20 protein-coding genes are annotated in these 18,666 nt (G+C 59.6%); 3 read left to right on the forward strand and 17 right to left on the reverse strand.

Annotated elements, in window-relative coordinates:
• Positions 1-220: 220 nt before the first annotated feature.
• The 4 genes from ACYQ1A_RS16770 to ACYQ1A_RS16785 all read right to left on the reverse strand — a co-directional run bounded on the left by ACYQ1A_RS16770 (position 221) and on the right by ACYQ1A_RS16785 (position 3,631).
• On the reverse strand, positions 221-961 hold the full coding sequence (locus tag ACYQ1A_RS16770) for a GntR family transcriptional regulator (protein ID WP_062220713.1): 741 nt from the start codon (positions 959-961) through the stop codon (positions 221-223).
• Positions 962-1,058: 97 nt separating this feature from the next.
• Positions 1,059-1,937 (reverse strand): glucosamine kinase nucleotide-binding domain-containing protein, encoded by an 879-nt coding sequence (locus ACYQ1A_RS16775; RefSeq protein WP_499363766.1) that lies wholly within the window; start codon positions 1,935-1,937, stop codon positions 1,059-1,061.
• A gap of 149 nt (positions 1,938-2,086) precedes the next feature.
• Positions 2,087-2,824 (reverse strand): phosphoadenylyl-sulfate reductase, encoded by a 738-nt coding sequence (locus ACYQ1A_RS16780; protein ID WP_053937478.1) that lies wholly within the window; start codon positions 2,822-2,824, stop codon positions 2,087-2,089.
• Positions 2,825-2,851: 27 nt separating this feature from the next.
• Complete coding sequence (locus ACYQ1A_RS16785) at positions 2,852-3,631, reverse strand: sulfite exporter TauE/SafE family protein (RefSeq protein WP_499363767.1); 780 nt, start codon at positions 3,629-3,631, stop codon at positions 2,852-2,854.
• Positions 3,632-3,796: 165 nt separating this feature from the next.
• Here ACYQ1A_RS16785 and cysB point away from each other — a divergent pair, with 165 nt between their 5' ends.
• Positions 3,797-4,771: an HTH-type transcriptional regulator CysB gene (gene cysB / locus ACYQ1A_RS16790; protein WP_499363769.1), complete on the forward strand. Its 975-nt coding sequence runs from the start codon at positions 3,797-3,799 to the stop codon at positions 4,769-4,771.
• A 66-nt stretch (positions 4,772-4,837) separates the two neighbouring features.
• Here the strand turns inward: cysB and ACYQ1A_RS16795 are convergent, their stop codons facing one another.
• From ACYQ1A_RS16795 to ACYQ1A_RS16855, 13 genes are all read right to left on the reverse strand, one after another.
• Positions 4,838-5,149, reverse strand: a complete 312-nt coding sequence (locus tag ACYQ1A_RS16795; protein WP_053937480.1) for a DUF2322 family protein — start codon at positions 5,147-5,149, stop codon at positions 4,838-4,840.
• Between the two features lie 65 nt (positions 5,150-5,214).
• Complete coding sequence (locus ACYQ1A_RS16800) at positions 5,215-6,189, reverse strand: HD-GYP domain-containing protein (protein WP_499363770.1); 975 nt, start codon at positions 6,187-6,189, stop codon at positions 5,215-5,217.
• A 122-nt stretch (positions 6,190-6,311) separates the two neighbouring features.
• A complete protein-coding gene (iscX, locus tag ACYQ1A_RS16805; RefSeq protein WP_499363772.1) occupies positions 6,312-6,503 on the reverse strand; it encodes a Fe-S cluster assembly protein IscX in 192 nt (63 codons plus the stop codon).
• Positions 6,500-7,012, reverse strand: coding sequence for a YbaK/EbsC family protein (locus tag ACYQ1A_RS16810; RefSeq protein ID WP_062220706.1), 513 nt, complete (start codon positions 7,010-7,012; stop codon positions 6,500-6,502). The genes iscX and ACYQ1A_RS16810 overlap by 4 nt, the downstream gene beginning before the upstream one ends.
• Before the next feature lies 1 nt (position 7,013).
• Positions 7,014-7,352, reverse strand: coding sequence for an ISC system 2Fe-2S type ferredoxin (fdx, locus tag ACYQ1A_RS16815; protein ID WP_062220703.1), 339 nt, complete (start codon positions 7,350-7,352; stop codon positions 7,014-7,016).
• Between the two features lie 35 nt (positions 7,353-7,387).
• Positions 7,388-9,244 (reverse strand): Fe-S protein assembly chaperone HscA, encoded by a 1,857-nt coding sequence (gene hscA / locus ACYQ1A_RS16820; protein WP_499363774.1) that lies wholly within the window; start codon positions 9,242-9,244, stop codon positions 7,388-7,390.
• Between the two features lie 87 nt (positions 9,245-9,331).
• Positions 9,332-9,865, reverse strand: coding sequence for a Fe-S protein assembly co-chaperone HscB (gene hscB, locus ACYQ1A_RS16825; RefSeq protein WP_053937486.1), 534 nt, complete (start codon positions 9,863-9,865; stop codon positions 9,332-9,334).
• 227 nt (positions 9,866-10,092) lie between these two features.
• Positions 10,093-10,416, reverse strand: coding sequence for an iron-sulfur cluster assembly protein IscA (gene iscA, locus ACYQ1A_RS16830; RefSeq protein WP_053937487.1), 324 nt, complete (start codon positions 10,414-10,416; stop codon positions 10,093-10,095).
• A gap of 45 nt (positions 10,417-10,461) precedes the next feature.
• The gene (gene iscU / locus ACYQ1A_RS16835; RefSeq protein ID WP_499363777.1) at positions 10,462-10,845 is read right to left on the reverse strand and encodes a Fe-S cluster assembly scaffold IscU; all 384 of its coding nucleotides are present in this window, start codon (positions 10,843-10,845) and stop codon (positions 10,462-10,464) included.
• 96 nt (positions 10,846-10,941) lie between these two features.
• Positions 10,942-12,156, reverse strand: coding sequence for an IscS subfamily cysteine desulfurase (locus ACYQ1A_RS16840; RefSeq protein WP_499363779.1), 1,215 nt, complete (start codon positions 12,154-12,156; stop codon positions 10,942-10,944).
• Between the two features lie 52 nt (positions 12,157-12,208).
• Positions 12,209-12,706, reverse strand: coding sequence for a Fe-S cluster assembly transcriptional regulator IscR (gene iscR, locus ACYQ1A_RS16845; RefSeq protein ID WP_499363781.1), 498 nt, complete (start codon positions 12,704-12,706; stop codon positions 12,209-12,211).
• A 127-nt stretch (positions 12,707-12,833) separates the two neighbouring features.
• Positions 12,834-13,586, reverse strand: coding sequence for a serine O-acetyltransferase (gene cysE / locus ACYQ1A_RS16850; protein WP_499363782.1), 753 nt, complete (start codon positions 13,584-13,586; stop codon positions 12,834-12,836).
• Positions 13,587-13,734: 148 nt separating this feature from the next.
• Positions 13,735-14,793, reverse strand: coding sequence for a zinc-dependent alcohol dehydrogenase family protein (locus tag ACYQ1A_RS16855; protein WP_499363784.1), 1,059 nt, complete (start codon positions 14,791-14,793; stop codon positions 13,735-13,737).
• A 56-nt stretch (positions 14,794-14,849) separates the two neighbouring features.
• On the opposite strand from ACYQ1A_RS16855, the gene ACYQ1A_RS16860 reads away from it, so the two are divergent.
• Both ACYQ1A_RS16860 and glgB read left to right on the forward strand, forming a co-directional pair.
• Positions 14,850-15,794, forward strand: coding sequence for a LysR family transcriptional regulator (locus ACYQ1A_RS16860; RefSeq protein ID WP_499363785.1), 945 nt, complete (start codon positions 14,850-14,852; stop codon positions 15,792-15,794).
• Positions 15,795-16,485: 691 nt separating this feature from the next.
• Complete coding sequence (gene glgB, locus ACYQ1A_RS16865; RefSeq protein ID WP_499363786.1) at positions 16,486-18,663, forward strand: 1,4-alpha-glucan branching protein GlgB; 2,178 nt, start codon at positions 16,486-16,488, stop codon at positions 18,661-18,663.
• Positions 18,664-18,666 lie beyond the last annotated feature (3 nt).

Here is an 18,666-nt window from a genome sequence, read left to right on the forward strand (position 1 = left end):
CCGGACCTTGCCACCTCGTTTTCGAGGCTCAGGCAGATTACAACAAAATATCAATACGGTGAAACACTTCCATCGCCCCAGATTCAGGCCAGCCGCGCACCACTATCCGGCAAGTGCGTGCTCATCCATTTGGCATATGTAGTCGAGTACAGCCCGAGTGCGAACGGCTACTACGAACAGACCAACGGCGACTGAAGAAAAGCGTTTGAAATGATTACGTTTATCTATGCAACTCGACCACAAAGTCGTAGTAATCGCTGCGAAACCATGAGTGCGTCAGCTCAACCGGCAGGCCATTTTCCAGATAACCCACGCGCACCAAATGCAACATCGCATGCCCTTCGGGAATTCCAGCGAGGTCTGCGATTCGGGAATTCGCGTTCACGGCAGCGATATTCTGTATCGCGCGCACAACACTCAACTTGGCGTTCTGCATGTACTCATAAAGCGAATCGCCAATTTTGTGCGGATCGTTCACCAGGTGATGCGGCAGCGCAGTTTCTTCGACCGCCATGACCACTTCGTTCGCCGTGCGCACCCGCAGCAAGCGCGAAACCTTGGCGTTAGGCGCCAGATTCAGCCGCATCAGCTCTTCTGCCGTGGCCGGGCCCACCTCGCGACGTAACCACCTGCTGCCTGGCGTAAAACCTCTTTGTTTCAACATCTCAGACAAGTTGGTCAGGCGCGACAGCGATTGTTCGAGCTTGGGCGTGATAAACGTGCCCGCGCCCTGACGGCGCACGATCATGCCTTGTTCGTACAACAGGTCGAGCGATTTGCGCGCGGTAACGCGCGAAACGCCCAGCACCTCACAGAAAGTACGCTCGGACGGCAACGGGTCGTCGGCTTTCCAGAAGCCCGCATGGATAGCGGCCGCCAGTTTGTGGCTCAGTTGCAGGTACAGCGGCGTGGCGCTGTCTGCGTCCGGCTTCAGAAACAGCAGCTTTTGCTGTTGATCCATCGCCCTATTCTCCTTCCCCGGCCGCGCGTGGACGGCGGCCGATGTCATCGCAAAGTACGCGCTGGCGCAGTCGGGCCGCGCCAGCGTGAGCGCCGCGTTAGCCGGTGATGGCTTTGTGGATCAGGATCAGCGCGCCGGCACACGAATCTTTTTGCGGGCGGCTGGTCGTTGCCAGGAATTCGGCGGGGATATACGGGCGCATTGCTTCAGACAAACCGCCACCACAGATTGCCAGCGGCAAGGCCGGGGCGGTGGCGCGTAATGCTTTACCAATAATTTCGATTTCGCGGCCAGCTTCGGCCAGAAAGCGTGCGGCTACGGCATCGGTGGCGCCAAACTCAACCACAATCGGCGACAGCGAGGCGCATTCGCCCTGCTTCATCTTGCCCATCCAGGCAAAGATGGCTTCTTTGGTTTCGCCCACCACGCTAAATAATTTGCGGCCGAAGTCGGTCAGCGGCTCGCGGCCGTCAAACACGCGTTGCACGTGGTTGATGGCCTTGAGTCCCAGATAGGCGCCCGAGCCTTCATCTGAGGTCGGAAAGCCCCAGCCGCCCACTTCGATGCGTGCGCCGTCAGGCAACCACGCTTCGCCTATCGAGCCGGTGCCGACGGCGATAATGCCGCCATGCGCGCCGTTATGCGCGCCCAGCAAGGTGGAGAAACCATCGGATTCAACAATCACGCGGCCATAGCCGGGATTGGTATTTTCAAATTCGGCCGCCCAGGCGCGGTTATGCACGCCCGACAAACCAAAGCCCACGGCGCAACGGCTGCGATCGGGCGTAATGCCCAGCGCATCAAAACCCTTGGCGATGGTCTCGTTGATATTGACCCACGCTTTTTCGATGCCTTGCTGCAACGCCGAGGCGCCGCCTTCAGCCCGCACCAGCTCTACGCCGTCCAGGCCGGCAATGGCAATGCGCGTGCCCGTGCCGCCGCCATCAACGCCAATCAGATATTGAATGTCTTGCATGACCGTTTCCTTCCTCTAGCATCCACTGGGTAAATCGTTTGTATTTGTGCTTTTTTATTTGCCGGGTCATCCCGGTCAAGAGAATGCCGCCTGACGCGGCGGCATTATCGGGGCATAACCAGTGAATCTAGTCAGGCAAAACCTGACTGTCAACGACCCGGGGCCGCAGACAATGAACTAGAGACAGGAATGATGCTGACCACGTCGCTTTTAACGTGCAGACCGCATTCTTTGTTCTCGGGGTTTTCCCACCACCAACGGCCAGCGCGTACGTCTTCGCCCACCGCGATGGCGCGGGTACAGGGCGCGCAGCCTATCGACGGATAGTGTTTATCGTGCAAAGCGTTATACGGCACGTTGTTGGCGCGCAGATAAGCCCACACGTCTTTTTCGGTCCATTCAATCAGCGGATTGAATTTTTCCAGACCATTGCCGCTGTCGTATTCCTGATTGCCCAGGTCGGTGCGCGTGGGCGACTGCTCGCGGCGCAAGCCGGTTACCCACGCCGTTTTGCCCGCCAGCGCGCGTTTAAGCGGCTCGCCTTTGCGGATATGGCAACAGGCTTTGCGCAATTCGATCGAGTCGTAAATTGAATTGATGCCGTTGGCGTTGACCCAGCTTTCGATCTGACCCGCATCGGGGAAAAACACCTGCACCGGATGCGATGGATAACGCTCGTGCACCTTTTGCATCAGCTCGTAGGTTTCGTTGGGCAAGCGGCCGGTATCCAGGCTGAATGACTGGATATTGATGTTGTGCTTTGCGATCAGGTCGGTCAGCACCATGTCTTCCGCGCCAAATGAATTGGCAAACACGGCCGGTTTGAATTCAGTGCCGATGCGCTGCAATAACGCCAGGGTATCGGCGATTTTTTGTTCCAGATCCATACCTGCTCCGCAATTAAATCCGGGGTTTTAAAACACCAGCTTCGTGCCCACGATGGCCAGCATCACCGCCAGCGCCGGGCGCAGAAAGCGATCAGGCAGACGGCCCGCCAGATGGCTACCCACGTAGATGCCGGGCAAGGAGCCCATTAACAAGAAGCCGAGTATATGCAAATCCAGATTGCCCAGACCAGCGTGGCCCAGCCCGGCCACCAGCGTTAGCGGCACGGCGTGGGCAATCTCGGTACCCACCAGACGCGACGTGGGCAGCAAGGGGTACAGCGCAAACAAGGCCACCGTGCCCAGCGCGCCTGCGCCTATCGACGACAGCGTCACAATCACGCCCAGTACCACCCCGGTGAACACGGTGGCGGCGACGGTCCGGCGCGAGCGCATGCTCTCGGCGCTGACCACCGCGGCGCGGCCCATCAGGCGTTGCATCACCGGCTTGAGCAAAATGGCGGCGGCGGTCAACAACAAGGCCACGCCCAGCGTTGATTTGATCAGCGCGTTGATGGCTTTGGTGTCTGCGCCGCATACATGCAGCAGCACCAGCGTAACGATGGCGGCAGGCACGCTGCCGACGGCCAGCCAGCCCGTCACGCGCCAATCAATATTGCGATGTTTGTTGTGAACCCAGACGCTGCTGCCCTTGGTGATGGCGGCATACAGCAGATCGGTGCCGACGGCGGTGGCGGGGTTGATGCCGAAATACAACAGGATAGGCGTCATCAAAGAACCGCCGCCTACACCGGTCATGCCCACGATAAAACCAACCAGCAAACCCGCAACGATAAAGCCTGTATTCACTTGGACCCTTGCCAACCGGAACTTGCCGACCGCCTTGGCGCATGAGCGCAAAGCAGTGGGGAATGGATTAAAAACTGCAGAACGCGCGATTATAGCAACGGGTTTATATTGCTTTAGACTGTTATGTTAAGATTTTAGAAGGTCTGGTTATTTATTGGTGCTGCGATGAAATTACAACAATTACGATACCTGGTAGAAGTAGCAAAACAAGGGCTCAACGTCTCGGAAGCGGCGGAAAAACTACATACCTCGCAACCCGGGATTTCCAAGCAGATTCGTTTGCTCGAAGACGAACTGGGCGTGCAGGTGTTTATCCGTAACGGCAAGCGCGTCGTGGATGTCACCGCGCCAGGCCGCGAGATTCTGCGCATTTCCGAACGCATCCTGATGCAGGCGCAAAACCTCAAGCGCATCGGCGAAGAATTCGTCAACGTGGAAGGCGGCAGTCTGACCATCGCCACCACGCATACCCAGGCCCGTTACGCCCTGCCCCGCACCATCAAGGCCTTTTTGTCGCGCTACCCCAAGGTGCGCTTGTCGATTAAACAGGGCAGCCCCACGCAGATCAGCGAAATGGTGGTCGAAGGCGCCGCCGATCTGGCCATCGCCACTGAAGGCATCGATCATTACCACGAGCTGGCCATGCTGCCTTGCTACGACTGGAATCGCTCGATTGTGGTGCCGGCCGACCACCCACTGACGGCGCTGGACCATGCCATCCGCCTGGAAGACGTCGCGGCCTACCCGCTGATTACCTATGACTTTGCCTTTACCGGCCGCTCGCTGATCAATCGTGCATTCGAGCAGCGCGGTCTGACGCCGAATGTGGTGCTGACCGCCATCGATTCAGACGTGATCAAAACCTACGTCGGCCTGGGCCTGGGCGTTGGCATCCTGGCCACCATGGCCTTCGAACCCGAGCGTGACCATGGCCTGGTCGCCATCGACGCCAGCCATCTGTTCGAACCATCTACCACCCGCATCGGCGTGCGCCGTGACGCCTATCTGCGCGGCTATGCTTTTGACTTTATTGAACTGTTCTCGCCCCATCTAAACCGCGAAGTGGTACACGCGGCGCTGCTGATGAATGAGCCGGATGGCGGTGATCACGCCATTGATATTGGCGATGATGACGAGTAAGTCATTGGCGGTCCAGGCATAAAAAAACGGCGCATCGAGCGCCGTTTTTTTTCGTCTGGAGCCAACTCAAGCCGCGATCAGCCGCACCGCCAGTGCCTGGCCGCCCTCGGCCAGCACCAGCAGCCGATCAATATTCGGATGCTTGCCCGGGTTGGCCACCGCATCGGCGGTATGTTCGGCGTACAGGCGCAAGCCTTTATCCGCCGCCACGGCGTCGAGCGCGCCAAATTCCTGATACAGCGCGTGGTAAACGCGCACGCTGCCGGCCTGGCCGGGTTGGTTGTCCAGGCGGCCGGTGACGGTGTCGCCATCAAGGATTTCCAGCGCAGCCAGATGCGCCACGCTGGGCAGCGTGTCCAGAATTTCTTTAAACGTCATAGTGATTCACGATCAACAAGGGAAGAAATCGAAGCGTCGGTGACGAACATCCGCACCGACGATGCTTACAATCCGGCGGCGGTGGCGCCCCAGACGTGGGTGGAACGCAGGCGTCCGGCCAGCAAACGCGGGTCGAGCACGTGGGCGATCTGATAGCCCGCTTGCGCGGTATCACGCGGTGGCGAATCGGGCAGCGGGTTGCCTTTGGCGTCCAGCAGCGATACCACCGACGGCGCGTGGTCATCGTCACCGGCATGGCGCACCACGGCCACTTCGCCATTGCGCAATTGCACGACCGCACCGGGCGGATATACACCGATGGTTTCGCGGAACAGCGCGCCAAACTTGGCATCAACGCCGCCATTTTGCGCCAGGCTCTCAAACATCGCGTTATCCACCGCCGACGCTTTACGCCACGCGCTTTGCGTGAGCATGGCGCTGTAACGGTCGGCCAGGCCTATCAAGCGCGCTTCAAAGCGGATCTGTTCGCCGCTCAGCTTGGCCGGATAACCGCTGCCGTCCGGTGCTTCGTGATGTTGCAGCACGCAATCGAGCCAGGTCAGATCTGCCACGCCCAGGCCACGCAGCATATCGCGGCCCAGTTGCGGGTGTTCCTGCATGGTCATACGTTGCGCTGGAGTCAGTGGCCCGGCCTGTTGCGTGAGCGCTTCTTGCAACGCCAGCATGGCGATATTCATGGTCAGCGCAGCGCAGACCACTGATTGGCGTTCCAGCAAGGGCATACCCACGCGCCGCGCCACAATCTCCACCACGGTTGCGGTGTCGGCAGCATGGCGCACACCGTAGCCGCCCTCTTGCGCATGCAGAATGACCGCCAATGCCACATCGCTGTCCTGCATACAGGCGAGCTGGATTTGCTGGGCGATTTCGGTCACGCGTTGCGGAAAATCGCTGATGCTTTCGGCCTGCTCCAACACCTGCAACAGGCGGAAACGCGCCTGCAGTATCTGGCTGGCAACAGACAGACCGCTGGTGGACGAGGTGGCGGCGGAAGCGCCAGGGGCAAGCGCGGGCGGCATCTAGGCAGGGCTCCGGATTACGACAAGGGCAATGACAAATGGATGATGGCGCGAATCCCCCAGCGCGGCAACGGCCGCCCGGATGGAATCTGCGTCAGCAAAGCGGACGTGCAGCAAGCCGCCTAGATTTCGTCTATCCAGGCTTGCTGGATGGCTTCCAGAATTTTTTCACCGCAACGCTTGGGATCATCATCAAAGTCGTCCAGCGCCAGCACCAGATCCATCAGCTCGGTAAAGCGCACGCTGCGCGGGTCAACTTCGGGGTAGCGATCAGCCAGTTCGATCGCGATATCAAGCGAATCAGTCCATTTCATGCGGTGGTTTCCTCTTTGACACGGGCGACCTGGCCAGCGGTGAGCGCCAGCAATTCTTCCGGAGTCAGCCGGAATACGCTGTTGGGCGTGCCGGCGGCGGCCCAGATTTCTGCGTATTCAAACAAATCCTGGTCGATCAGGGTAATCGGCGTTTCAACGTGTGCCACTGGCGCAACGCCGCCGATGGCAAAGCCGGTTTTGGCGCGCACAAAATCAGCGTCGGCGCGGCCGGTTTTCTCACCAATCAGCGCGCTGACCGCTTTCTCATCAACGCGGTTACGGCCGCTGGTCACCACCAGCACCAGCCGGTTGCTGGCTTTGGCCTTCAGGATGATGGATTTGGCAATTTGCGCCACATCGCAACCAATGGCGGCTGCGGCATCAGCGGCGGTGCGGGTAGATGCATCAAAGGTGACGATGCGGGCGGCAATGCCGTGCTGGGCCAGCACGTCGGCCACGCGCTGCTGACTGGCGCTGGCCGCGACTTGCGTTTCGACCGGACCCGTCATCTTAGTGATGCTCGCGCGCGTGGTTGATGGTGTATTTGGGAATCTCGACCACCAGATCGGTGGCCGCAACGATGGCCTGACACGACAAGCGCGATTGCGCCTCCAGACCCCATGCTTTATCCAGCATGTCTTCTTCCAGCTCGTCGGCTTCGTTCAGGCTGTTGCTACCCTCGCGCACGATGACGTGGCAGGTGGTGCAGGCACACGATTTCTCGCAGGCGTGTTCAATTTCGATGTCCGCTTCCAGCAGCGCATCGCAAATCGAAACACCCGGCTCGACTTCGAGCACGGCGCCATCGGGGCACAACTGGGGATGCGGCAAAACCACTACTTGTGTCATGTTGAGTCCTGATCGTCTTGTTCGGCTCGGCTGTTTTACAGATCGCCGATCTTGTGGCCGGCCAGCCCGCGTTTGACTGCGGCATCCATGCGCCGCGCCGCAAACGTGGCGGTCACTTCGTTAAGTTTTTCGGCGGTGATGCGGATGGCGTCGGCGTCTTCGGCGGCCATTTTTTGCTGCAGATTGGCCAGCACCGCGTCGATGACCGCGCGTTCTTCGGCGTCTACCAGATGACCATCCTGCGCCAGCGCGTTCTCGGTGGCCTGGTACAGACTGAGCGCATCCACGCGCGCTTCGGCCAGCTTGCGTTGCGTCATGTCGTCGTTGGCGTGCTTCATCGAATCGATCAGCATGCGGCCGATTTCATCATCGCCCAGGCCATACGAGGGCTTGACCGCGATGCTGGCCTCGATGCCGCTGGACATCTCGCGTGCCGACACCGACAACAAGCCATCGGCATCCACCTGGAAGGTGACGCGGATGCGCGCCGCACCGGCCACCATCGGCGGAATGCCGCGCAACTCAAAGCGCGCCAGCGAACGGCAATCGCGCACCATTTCGCGTTCGCCTTGCAATACATGGATGGCCATCGCGGTCTGGCCATCTTTAAACGTCGTAAATTCCTGGGCGCGTGCGGTCGGAATGGTGGAATTGCGCGGGATGACTTTCTCGACCAGATCACCCATGGTCTCCAGCCCCAGCGACAAGGGGATGACATCCAGCAACAGCCAGTCGTCTTCGCCCTTGTTGCCCGCCAGCACATCGGCCTGCATCGCCGCGCCCAGCGCAACCACTTTGTCCGGGTCCAGATTGGTCAGCGGGGTCTGGCCAAACAGCGTTTCGACGGCTTGGCGCACATGCGGCATGCGCGTGGCGCCGCCCACCAGCACCACGCCTTTCACATCAGCGGCAGTGATTTTGGCATCGCGCAGCGCTTTCTTTACCGGCGTCAGCGTCTTTTGCACCAGGTGCGCGGTCAGTTGCTGGAATTGCGCCACGGTAAATTCAACATCGATAGCCTGGCCATCCGACAAGGTGGCGGCGATATGCGTCACGTCGTGGTCGGTCAGCGCTTCTTTGGCTTCGCGCGCGCGGGTCAGTAGCAGACGCGTATCGTGCGCGTTCAGTTGCGACAGGCCGGCTTGTTCGAGCACCCAGCAGTGGATGCGATGATCAAAATCATCGCCGCCCAGTTGCGAATCACCCGAGGTGGCTTTGACTTCGAATACGCCGCGGGTCAGCTCCAGCACCGACACATCAAAGGTGCCGCCGCCCAGGTCATAAATCACATAAGTGCCTTCCGCACCGTTATCCAGCCCGTAGGCGATGGCGGCGGCGGTCGGTTCGTTCAGCAAGCGCAACACATTCAGACCGGCCAGTTTGGCGGCGTCTTTGGTGGCCTGGCGCTGCGCATCATCAAAATACGCGGGCACGGTAATCACGGCGCCAACCAGTTCGCCGCCCAAGCTGGCTTCGGCGCGGTCTTTTAACGTGCGCAGGATATCGGCCGAGACTTCCACCGGGCTTTTGATGCCCGCCGCGGTATGCAGCTTGAGCATGCCCGGCTCTTCGACAAAACGGTACGGCGTGGCCAGATCGCCGATGTCTTTCAGGCCGCGGCCCATAAAGCGTTTAACCGAGACGATGGTATTGGCCGGATCAGCATTCTGGCGCGCTTGCGCCTTGTGGCCGACTGCATCGACGCCATTGGCGCTGTAATGCACCACCGACGGCAGCAAGGTGCGGCCTTCGCTATCGGGCAGGCAGGCGGTGCTGCCGCTGCGCACGGTGGCGACCAGCGAATTGGTGGTGCCCAGATCGATGCCCACCGCCAGGCGATGCTGGTGCGGTGCGGCGGACATGCCCGGTTCAGAAATTTGCAGTAGTGCCATAGCGTCTTCAGATGTCAAAAGGCGCGCGTCAAGGCGCGCGCCAAAGGTAAAGCCAGGGGACGACGCCAGGCGCCATCAAACCCTCGCTCAGAACAACACGGATTCGATCGCGTCGCCGATTTCCTGGTCCAGCTTTTCCATAAAACGCAGCTTGCGCACGCTGAGCGCGGCGGCGGCAAAGTCTTGCGCCACATCCAGCTGTTGAGCCAGTTCGGATTCAAGCGCGCCCATTTCTTCGCGTAGTTCGCTATTGAGTTCTTCCAACCGTTCCACATTTTGCGAGGCTTTGCCTTCAGCAATATGTTCGCGCCAGATCATCTGGTTCATCAGAAAATCCATGGGCATGGCGGTATTGGTTTCTTCTTGCGTATCCACGCCTTGCAGCGCCAGCAGATAACGCGCGCGCGCCACCGGTGAACGCAGCGTTTGCCAGGCTTCGTTGACTTGCGTCGACGCCTGCAACGACAAGCGCCGCTCGGCATCGCTGCCACTGGCAAAGCGATCCGGGTGCCACTCGGCCTGCAGCGCGCGGTATTGCGCGTCCAGCTGTTTGTTATCTAGCGCAAACAGGATGGGCAGCTGAAACAACTCGAAATGGTTCTGGGCAAAGTCGAAGGTCATGGGCTACGCAAGTGAAGGATTCGGGGGACTAACGACATTGTAACCAGGCGCAGCGCCACTTGCCGTGCTGCCTGGGCGGATCCACCTGCAGAAACCATAGGGTGGGTTAGCCTGCAAGGCGTAACCCACCGCACAAAGCCACCTGCTATTGCGACAGCATCATGCCGTCAAATACGCTGGGGCCAGACAGCGGACGCCGCGCCTCAAGCTATGCGGCAATGGCCTGGTCAGACATGAAACGATTCGCCGCAGCCGCACTCGTTCTTGACGTTGGGATTGTTGAACTTGAAGCCCTCGTTCAACCCTTCCTTGGTGTAATCGAGTTCAGTGCCGTCGATATACGCCAGGCTCTTGGCATCGGTATAAATCTTGACGCCGTGGCTCTCGAATTCCATATCGGTTTCGTTCAGCGCGTCGACAAACTCAAGCTTGTACGCCATGCCCGAACAACCGGCCGTCTTGACCGCCAGCCGCACGCCCAGACCCTTGCCGCGGCGGGCCAGAAAACCGGCCACATGCACCGCAGCGCGTTCAGTCAGAGATAAAGCCATCGCAAAAACTCCTGTCAGCCCGCCGTGACTACACGGCGGCAACCATTACGCGTCGTGCTTCTTTTTGTAGTCTTCCACGGCCGCCTTGATGGCGTCTTCCGCCAGGATGGAGCAGTGGATTTTTACCGGCGGCAGCGCCAGTTCTTCGGCGATGTGGGTGTTCTTGATGGCCAGCGCTTCGTCCAGCGTCTTGCCCTTCACCCATTCGGTGATCAGCGAAGAAGAAGCAATGGCCGAGCCGCAGCCGTAGGTCTTGAACTTGGCATCTTCAATCACGCCACCCGCGCCCACCTTGATCTGCAGCTTCATCACGTCGCCACAGGCCGGTGCGCCGACCATGCCGGTACCGATGGTCTCGTCGCCTTTTTCAAACGAACCCACGTTACGCGGGTTTTCGTAATGATCCAGAACCTTTTCGCTATAAGCCATTTGCTTTCTCCACGCGGCCATCTCGGCCCGCACAACATTCAGTTAACACATATGCATGCACGCGGCGTGAATCACAGCCGCCTGCGCCAGGCCCGCTTAGTGCGCAGCCCACTCAATCTGGCTGATATCCACGCCGTCTTTGTACATTTCCCACAGCGGCGACAATTCGCGCAGCTTGCCGATCTTGTCGTGGATCAGCTTGATGGTGAAATCAATGTCTTCTTCGGTGGTGAAGCGGCCGATGGTAAAGCGGATCGACGAATGCGCCAGCTCATCCGAACGGCCCAGGGCACGCAGCACATACGACGGTTCCAGACTGGCGGAGGTACACGCCGAGCCGCTCGACACCGCCAGTTCTTTCAGCGCCATGATCAGCGATTCGCCTTCGACGAAGTTAAAGCTGACGTTCAGGTTGTGCGGCACGCGCGCATCCATGTCACCGTTCAGATGCACTTCTTCGATATTCGATACACCGGCCCACAGGCGATCACGCAGACCGCGGATGCGCGCCAGTTCTTCATTCATTTCAACGCGCGCCAGGCGGTACGCTTCGCCCATGCCCACGATCTGGTGCGTGGCCAGCGTGCCCGAGCGGAAACCGCGCTCATGGCCGCCACCGTGCATTTGCGCTTCCAGACGGATACGCGGCTTGCGGCGGATATACAGCGCGCCCACGCCCTTCGGGCCGTAGGTTTTGTGCGCCGACAGCGCCATCAAATCAATTTTGGATTTCTGCAGATCGATCGCCACTTTGCCGGTGGCTTGTGCGGCATCAACGTGGAACACGATGCCTTTTTCGCGGCACAGTTCGCCAATGGCATCGACATCCTGAATCACGCCGATTTCGTTGTTCACCAGCATCACCGAAATCAGGATGGTGTCCGGGCGGATGGTGGCTTTCAGCGCATCCAGATCCAGCAGGCCATCAGCCTTGACGTCCATATACGTGACTTCAAAGCCTTCGCGCTCCAGCTCACGCATGGTGTCGAGCACGGCTTTGTGTTCGGTCTTGACCGTAATCAGGTGCTTGCCCTTGCTTTGATAGAAGTGCGCAGCGCCCTTGATGGCCAGGTTGTCGGATTCGGTCGCACCCGAAGTCCAGACGATTTCTTTCGGATCGCAATTCAGCAGCGCGGCGACTTCTGCACGGGCATCCTCGACTGCTTCTTCCGCCGTCCAGCCATAGGCATGCGAACGCGATGCCGGGTTGCCAAACATATTGGTCAGGTACGGAATCATTTTTTCGGCCACGCGCGGGTCAACCGGCGTTGTGGCGGAATAATCGAGGTAAATCGGCAGCTGGCGATCCATGGGGTACTCCGTAACGTCTTTCTTGATATTGATAGCGAATGTTCTTGGGGGCTTACTGGCCGGGCGCGCTCACCGCTTCGGCGGGGCGCGGATGGCGCTGGTCGTGCAATACGCTGGCCTGGCATTGCTGCAGACGGCGTTGTTTTTCCAGTTGCTGTTCCATCAGCTGTGCCAGCGTCACCGATGACAGATAGTCATAAATGGTGCGATTCAGGCTGGCCCACAAGTCGTGGGTCATGCAGCGTGATTCTTCCAGACAGTTTTCTTTGCCGCCGCATTGGGTGGCATCGATCGGCTCGTCCACCGCCTTGATGATTTCGGCGACGGTGATGATCGTGGCTTCACGCGCCAGACAGTAGCCACCGCCCGGACCGCGCACGCTTTCCACCAGCTCGCGCCGGCGTAGCTTGCCAAACAATTGTTCCAGATAAGACAGCGAAATCTGCTGGCGCTCGCTGATCCCGGCCAGCGTGACCGGGCCATTGGCTTCACGCAGCGCCAGGTCCAGCATCGCTGTCACTGCAAACCGGCCTTTGGTCGTGAGTCGCATTGCGTTGTCTCGTTAATCTACGGGTCGAATCGTAAAATACCCTACAAATTTAGTCAACTAAAAAGCCTGGTGTTGTACTCAACTATTCCCCGGCGCTTTGTAGGGTTTTCAGGGCCTGGCGGCGCGTTTACTCAACAATGCGATTCAGATAGCCGGGGTCAAAGTTGTCGGGCTCGGCGCGCTCATCGCTGCAATCGACGCCCATTTTTTCCAGCCGCGCCAACAGGCTTTCCAGTTTGCGGTCGGTGGCCATCGAGTGGTCCAGCAAGCCATGGATGGCCTGGACCAGCGGATCGGCCATATCGCCTGAGATACCGTAAGCGCTGAATCCCATCTTCTGCGCTTGTTCGGCGCGCGCCTTGTCGCGGGTTTTATCGACCTCGCGCGCCACATTGGCCACCATGGTGGCGCCAGCGGGCACTTCTTTGATCACCACCGCGTTCGAGCCTATGCGCGCACCCGCGCCGACGGTAAAACCGCCCAGCACTTTGGCGCCCGCCCCGACAATCACGCCCGCTTCCAGCGTCGGATGGCGCTTGCCCTCGTTCAGCGATACGCCGCCCAGGGTCACGCCCTGGTACAAGGTGCAATCGTCGCCGACGACGGTGGTCTCGCCGATCACCGTACCCATGCCGTGGTCAATAAACACGCGGCGGCCCAAGGTCGCGCCCGGATGGATTTCGATGCCGGTCAGCCAACGCGAAAAGTGCGACACACAACGCGCCAGCAATTTACAGTCGCGCTGCCACAAGCCATGCGCCACTTGATGGAATGCCTGCGCGTGGAATCCCGGGTAACACAGCACGACTTCCAGCGCAGAACGAGCGGCTGGGTCGTGATCAAGGATCACACGGATGGTCTCACGCAAGCGATCAAGCATGGCATTCCCGTTGGAGGGCTGAAAGGCTGAGTATTTTACTCGACTATCCTGCAGGCGGCTAGCCGCGCGGCATTGCAAAAGCCCACAGCGCGTGGCACCGCATCCGGCAGCACGCGCTGTGGGCTTTGCTTACTGGCCTGGCGTCGACTCAGGGCACCAGCACGATCTTGCCAAAGGCACCGCGGTCCAGATGGTCCAGCGCTTGCGGCAACTCAGCAAAACGATACTGATGGTCAATCACCGGCTTGATCTGGTGCGCGTCGATAAAGCGCACCAGATCTTCCAGCGCGCGGCGATGGCCAACCGTAATGCCCTGCACCGTAATCTGTTTAAGCAGGAACGGTGCGGCCGGGCCAGACACATCAAAACCATCCAGCACCCCGATCAGCGAAACCCGGCCCGCCACCGCCACCGCGCGCAAGGACTGGGCCAGATTGCCGCCGCCGACGGTATCAAGCACGTGATCGACCCCCACATTACCGGTCAATTCCAGCGCCGCATCTGCCCAGTCGATCTGATGGCGCTGGATGCCATGCGCCGCGCCCAGCGCCAGCGCGCGTTGCAATTTGGCCGCGTCGCCCGAGGTCACCAACACTGTGGCGCCCAAGGCATGTGCAATCTGCAAGCCAAACATGGCCACCCCGCCGGTGCCCTGTACCAACACGGTTTCGCCAGACTGCAAGCGACCCAGTTCCACCAACGCAAACCAGGCGGTGAGCGCGGCGCACGGCAAAGTGCTGGCTTCGGCGTCGCTCAGACTCGTGGGCGCGGCGCTGAGCCAGTCCTCATCGAGCACGATATATTCCGCCAGCACGCCTTGTTCGCGCCCGCCCAGCGAGTGATAGCCAGGATCGCGCCCGCTGCCGTGCGGCTTGCCGTCTATCCAGCCCGGGGCAAAGTTCGAGATCACCCGCGCACCTGGCGCAAAGCGCGTCGCCCCTGGCCCCACGGCATCGACCACACCCGCCATATCCGAGGCCGGAATAAACGGTTGGGGCAAAGGCAGACCCATGCCGGTTTCGATTACCAGCTTGTCGCGATAATTGAGCGATACCGCGTGCACCTTGACCCGGATCTGCCCCGGTCCGGGTTGCGGGATAGCTGCTTCGGTATAGATAAGTTGATCGCGCCCGAGGGCGCTCATGGTCCAGCGAAACATGGTCAGACTCCGGTTTAAAAACGTCGAAGCCAGCATATCGTTGCCCATGCCGCACCAGTGGCGATAAAATTTCCGGCCATTGCATCCGCGCAGGAACCAAGGTGATGAGCGAAACGTTTAAAGATATTCCCGTGTTCGTCACCGCCGTCGAGTCCGGCAGCTTTGCCGAAGCGGCCAGCCGCCTGCATCTGACGCGTTCAGCGGTTGGCAAAACCGTTGCCCGGCTGGAACAGCGGCTGGGCGTACGTTTGTTTCATCGCACCACGCGCAGCCAGCAGCTCACTGCCGATGGCAGCGTGTTTTATGAACGCTGCTTGCGGGCGCTTGAGGAAATCCGCAGCGCCACGGCCATGCTCGAATCGGGCCGGCAGCAAGTCAGTGGGCGTTTGCGCGTATCGATGCCGGTTTTGTTCGGGCGCTTGTGCGTGGCGCCTCTGCTGCTGCAATTGACGGCGCAGCATCCCGATTTAACGCTGGAACTCTCGTTTAGCGATCGCGTGGTCGATCTGGCCGAGGATGGTTTCGATCTGGCCATCCGCAACGGCCCGCTGCCAGACTATCCCGATCTGATTGCGCGCCCCATCGCCACGCATCGCATGTATTTGTATGCCGCACCCCAATGGCTGGCGCAGCACGGCATGCCTGCCGGGCTGGGTGAGGTCGAGCGTCATGCCGGACTGCTTTATAAGTACAGCAACGGGCCTAAAGCCTGGGCGTTTCCGCACGATGACGGCAGCGTGCGCCAGATCCTGCCGCCACATCAAATCTTGATGGACGACTTGCAGGCCTTGGGCGACGCCGCCAGCGCCGGGCTCGGCATTGCGTTTTTGCCATGCTGGCTGGTGCGTAATGCCGTACGCGCCGGGCATCTGGTGCGCGTATTACCGCAGCATCAGGGGGTGGCGCATCACGCTTATGCGGTCTGGCGCAAAACGCCGCATTTGCCGCCGCGTATCCGGGTTGCGGTCGATCTGCTGGTGGCACAGCTAGCGGCACGCGTCGATGACATCGCGCCAGTCACCGTCGCCTGCGCACCACCGTCAGCCTGATGTGCCGGATCGGCGCGATTGCGCTCATGCCGCGACGGTTGCGTCACCTGGCTCCGAGTGGCGGCTGCGGTTTTTTTGCCTGCTACTGATTAATCACCGGCTTATTACTCATATCAGCAATGCAATTAACCTTGATTGCAAAGCCGGGCTTCACGCTGCAACAAACCGGTTTTAAAACCGGCTCAAAGCGAAAATTACAGCACCTTAATTCGGCTTAAAAAAAGACCGTCATGTATGACTGCGCCAGCTCATTACCTGCCGGAGTTTTCTAGCGCTTTGTAAGCAAAGCAATTTCTCGCTTTTTTGATCATCTGCCGGTTGCGCCATCCGGCCCCAAACGGCAATGCCTGCCCGACCGCCCACAGCGTCGGGACGCGGGCCGCACCTGCCGCAATCCAACAAACACGCGCTTTGTAGGCGAACACCCGGCAGAAGCGCCGACCGCTCTCCTTTACCATCCTCGCAGTTTTGCAGCGCGCTTTATGCTGCATCACCTCATCACCGACCGATCACCGTCACGGTTTTAAAGTCCAGCTTTAACAGCAGAAACTTATATATCTCTGCCGTCGTGCTGGGATAAAGCGCCAGCCAGCTTTCATACTGGCGATAAATAATTTACTGTTGCAAGCGCAAGCGCCTGGTTTGCTAATCAGGATTCGCCGCTGCACACCGCTAAAAAGAGAACAACGCCATGCCGCACTACGTGGATACCGTCGCCATCGATGCGTTATTTGCCGGAACGCACGCCGATCCGTTTTCTGTTCTGGGTTTGCATAGCGTCGAAGATGGCTTGGTGGTGCGCACCTTGCAGCCCGGTGCAACCGAAGTGGTGGTGGTGGATACCGCCGGCAAAAAAATTGCCGCACTACATAGGGTGGATGAGCGCGGCTTTTTTGCCGGCCCCATCCCGCGCCGTAAAAACCGGTTTCCGTATCGTCTGAAAGTGACCTGGCCCGATGGCGCCGTGGAACTGGAAGACGCTTATCGCTTTGGCCCCTGCCTGGGTGATGTCGATGTCTGGTTGCTGGCCGAAGGCACGCATATGCGGCCGTTTGAGCGCCTCGGCAGTCACCCCACCACGCTGGAAGGCGTTGGCGGTGTGGCCTTCGCCGTCTGGGCGCCGAACGCGCGCCGGGTATCGGTGGTGGGCGAATTCAATTTCTGGGATGGCCGCCGCCATCCCATGCGTTTGCGCGCCGAAGCCGGGGTGTGGGAATTGTTCGTGCCCAATGCCCAGATCGGACAAAACTTTAAATACGAAATCCGCGATGCCAACGGCCATGTGTTTTTAAAAGCCGATCCGTATGGTTTCTCGGCCGAATTGCGACCGAGCACGGCGTCGTGCGTGGCCAGACTGCCGGCGTGGATTGAACCGACCGAACAACGCAAGCAAGCCAATGCCTTGAATGCGCCGATGTCGATTTATGAAGTGCATCTGGGCTCATGGCGGCGCGTGCCGGAAGAAGGCAATCGTTGGCTCAGTTATCGCGAGCTGGCCGATCAACTGGTGTCGTACGTTAAAGACCTCGGCTTTACTCATCTGGAATTACTGCCAATCAACGAGCATCCATTTGATGGCTCCTGGGGCTACCAGCCGCTGGGCATGTACGCGCCCACCTCGCGCTTTGGCACGCCGGAAGATTTCCGTTACCTGGTCGAAACCGCCCACGCCAATGGCATCGGCATGATCCTGGATTGGGTGCCGGGGCATTTCCCCAGCGATGCGCATGGCCTGGCCATGTTCGACGGCACGCATTTGTATGAACACGCCGATCCCCGCGAAGGCTTTCATCAGGACTGGAACACGCTGATTTATAACTACGGTCGGCGCGAAGTCAGCAACTACCTGACCGGCAATGCGCTGTACTGGATTGAACGCTACGGCGTGGATGGCCTGCGTGTGGATGCCGTGGCCTCGATGTTGTATCGCGATTACAGCCGTAAAGAAGGCGAATGGGTGCCCAATGAATTTGGCGGCCGCGAGAATCTGGAGGCCATCGAGTTCCTCAAGCGCATGAACAGCATCGTCGGCAGCAACCGCCCCGAAGCCATCACCTCTGCCGAAGAATCGACCGCTTTCCCCGCCGTATCACGCCCGCCCGAGATGGGTGGCCTGGGTTTCCACTACAAGTGGAATATGGGCTGGATGCACGACACGCTCGAATACATGGGCACCGACCCGATTCATCGCAAATATCATCACCACAAGATGACGTTTGGCATGGTGTATGCGTTTAACGAAAACTTTGTGCTGCCGCTGTCGCATGACGAAGTGGTGCACGGCAAAGGCTCGTTGATTGCGCGCATGCCGGGCGATACCTGGCAGAAGTTTGCCAACCTGCGCGCGTATTACGGCTTTATGTGGGCGCACCCGGGCAAGAAGCTGCTGTTTATGGGCGGCGAATTTGCCCAGGGCGCCGAGTGGAACCACGACAGCAGTCTCGACTGGCATTTGCTGGATATCGACTGGCATCGCGGCGTGCACGATCTGGTGCGCGATCTCAACACCACCTACAAAACCAATCCAGCCCTGTACCAGGTGGATTTTGACGGCGCCGGTTTCAGCTGGATTGCGCATGACGATGGCGAAAACTCGGTGTTTTCGTTTATCCGCCACGCCGAGGACCCGAATGACCAGATCATCGTACTGAGCAACTTCACCCCGGTGCCGCGCTATGACTACCGTATCGGCGTGCCGCTGGCGGGCCGTTATGTGGAAGTGCTCAATACCGATGCCGGGCATTACTGCGGCAGCAATCTCGGCAACGCCGAAGTCCACACCGACGCCATCGGTGCCCATGGTCACGCGCAATCCCTGAGCCTGACCGTGCCGCCGCTGGCCACGATCTACCTGAAGCGCGTGGGATAAACG

This window comes from Silvimonas sp. JCM 19000 (assembly GCF_054652575.1).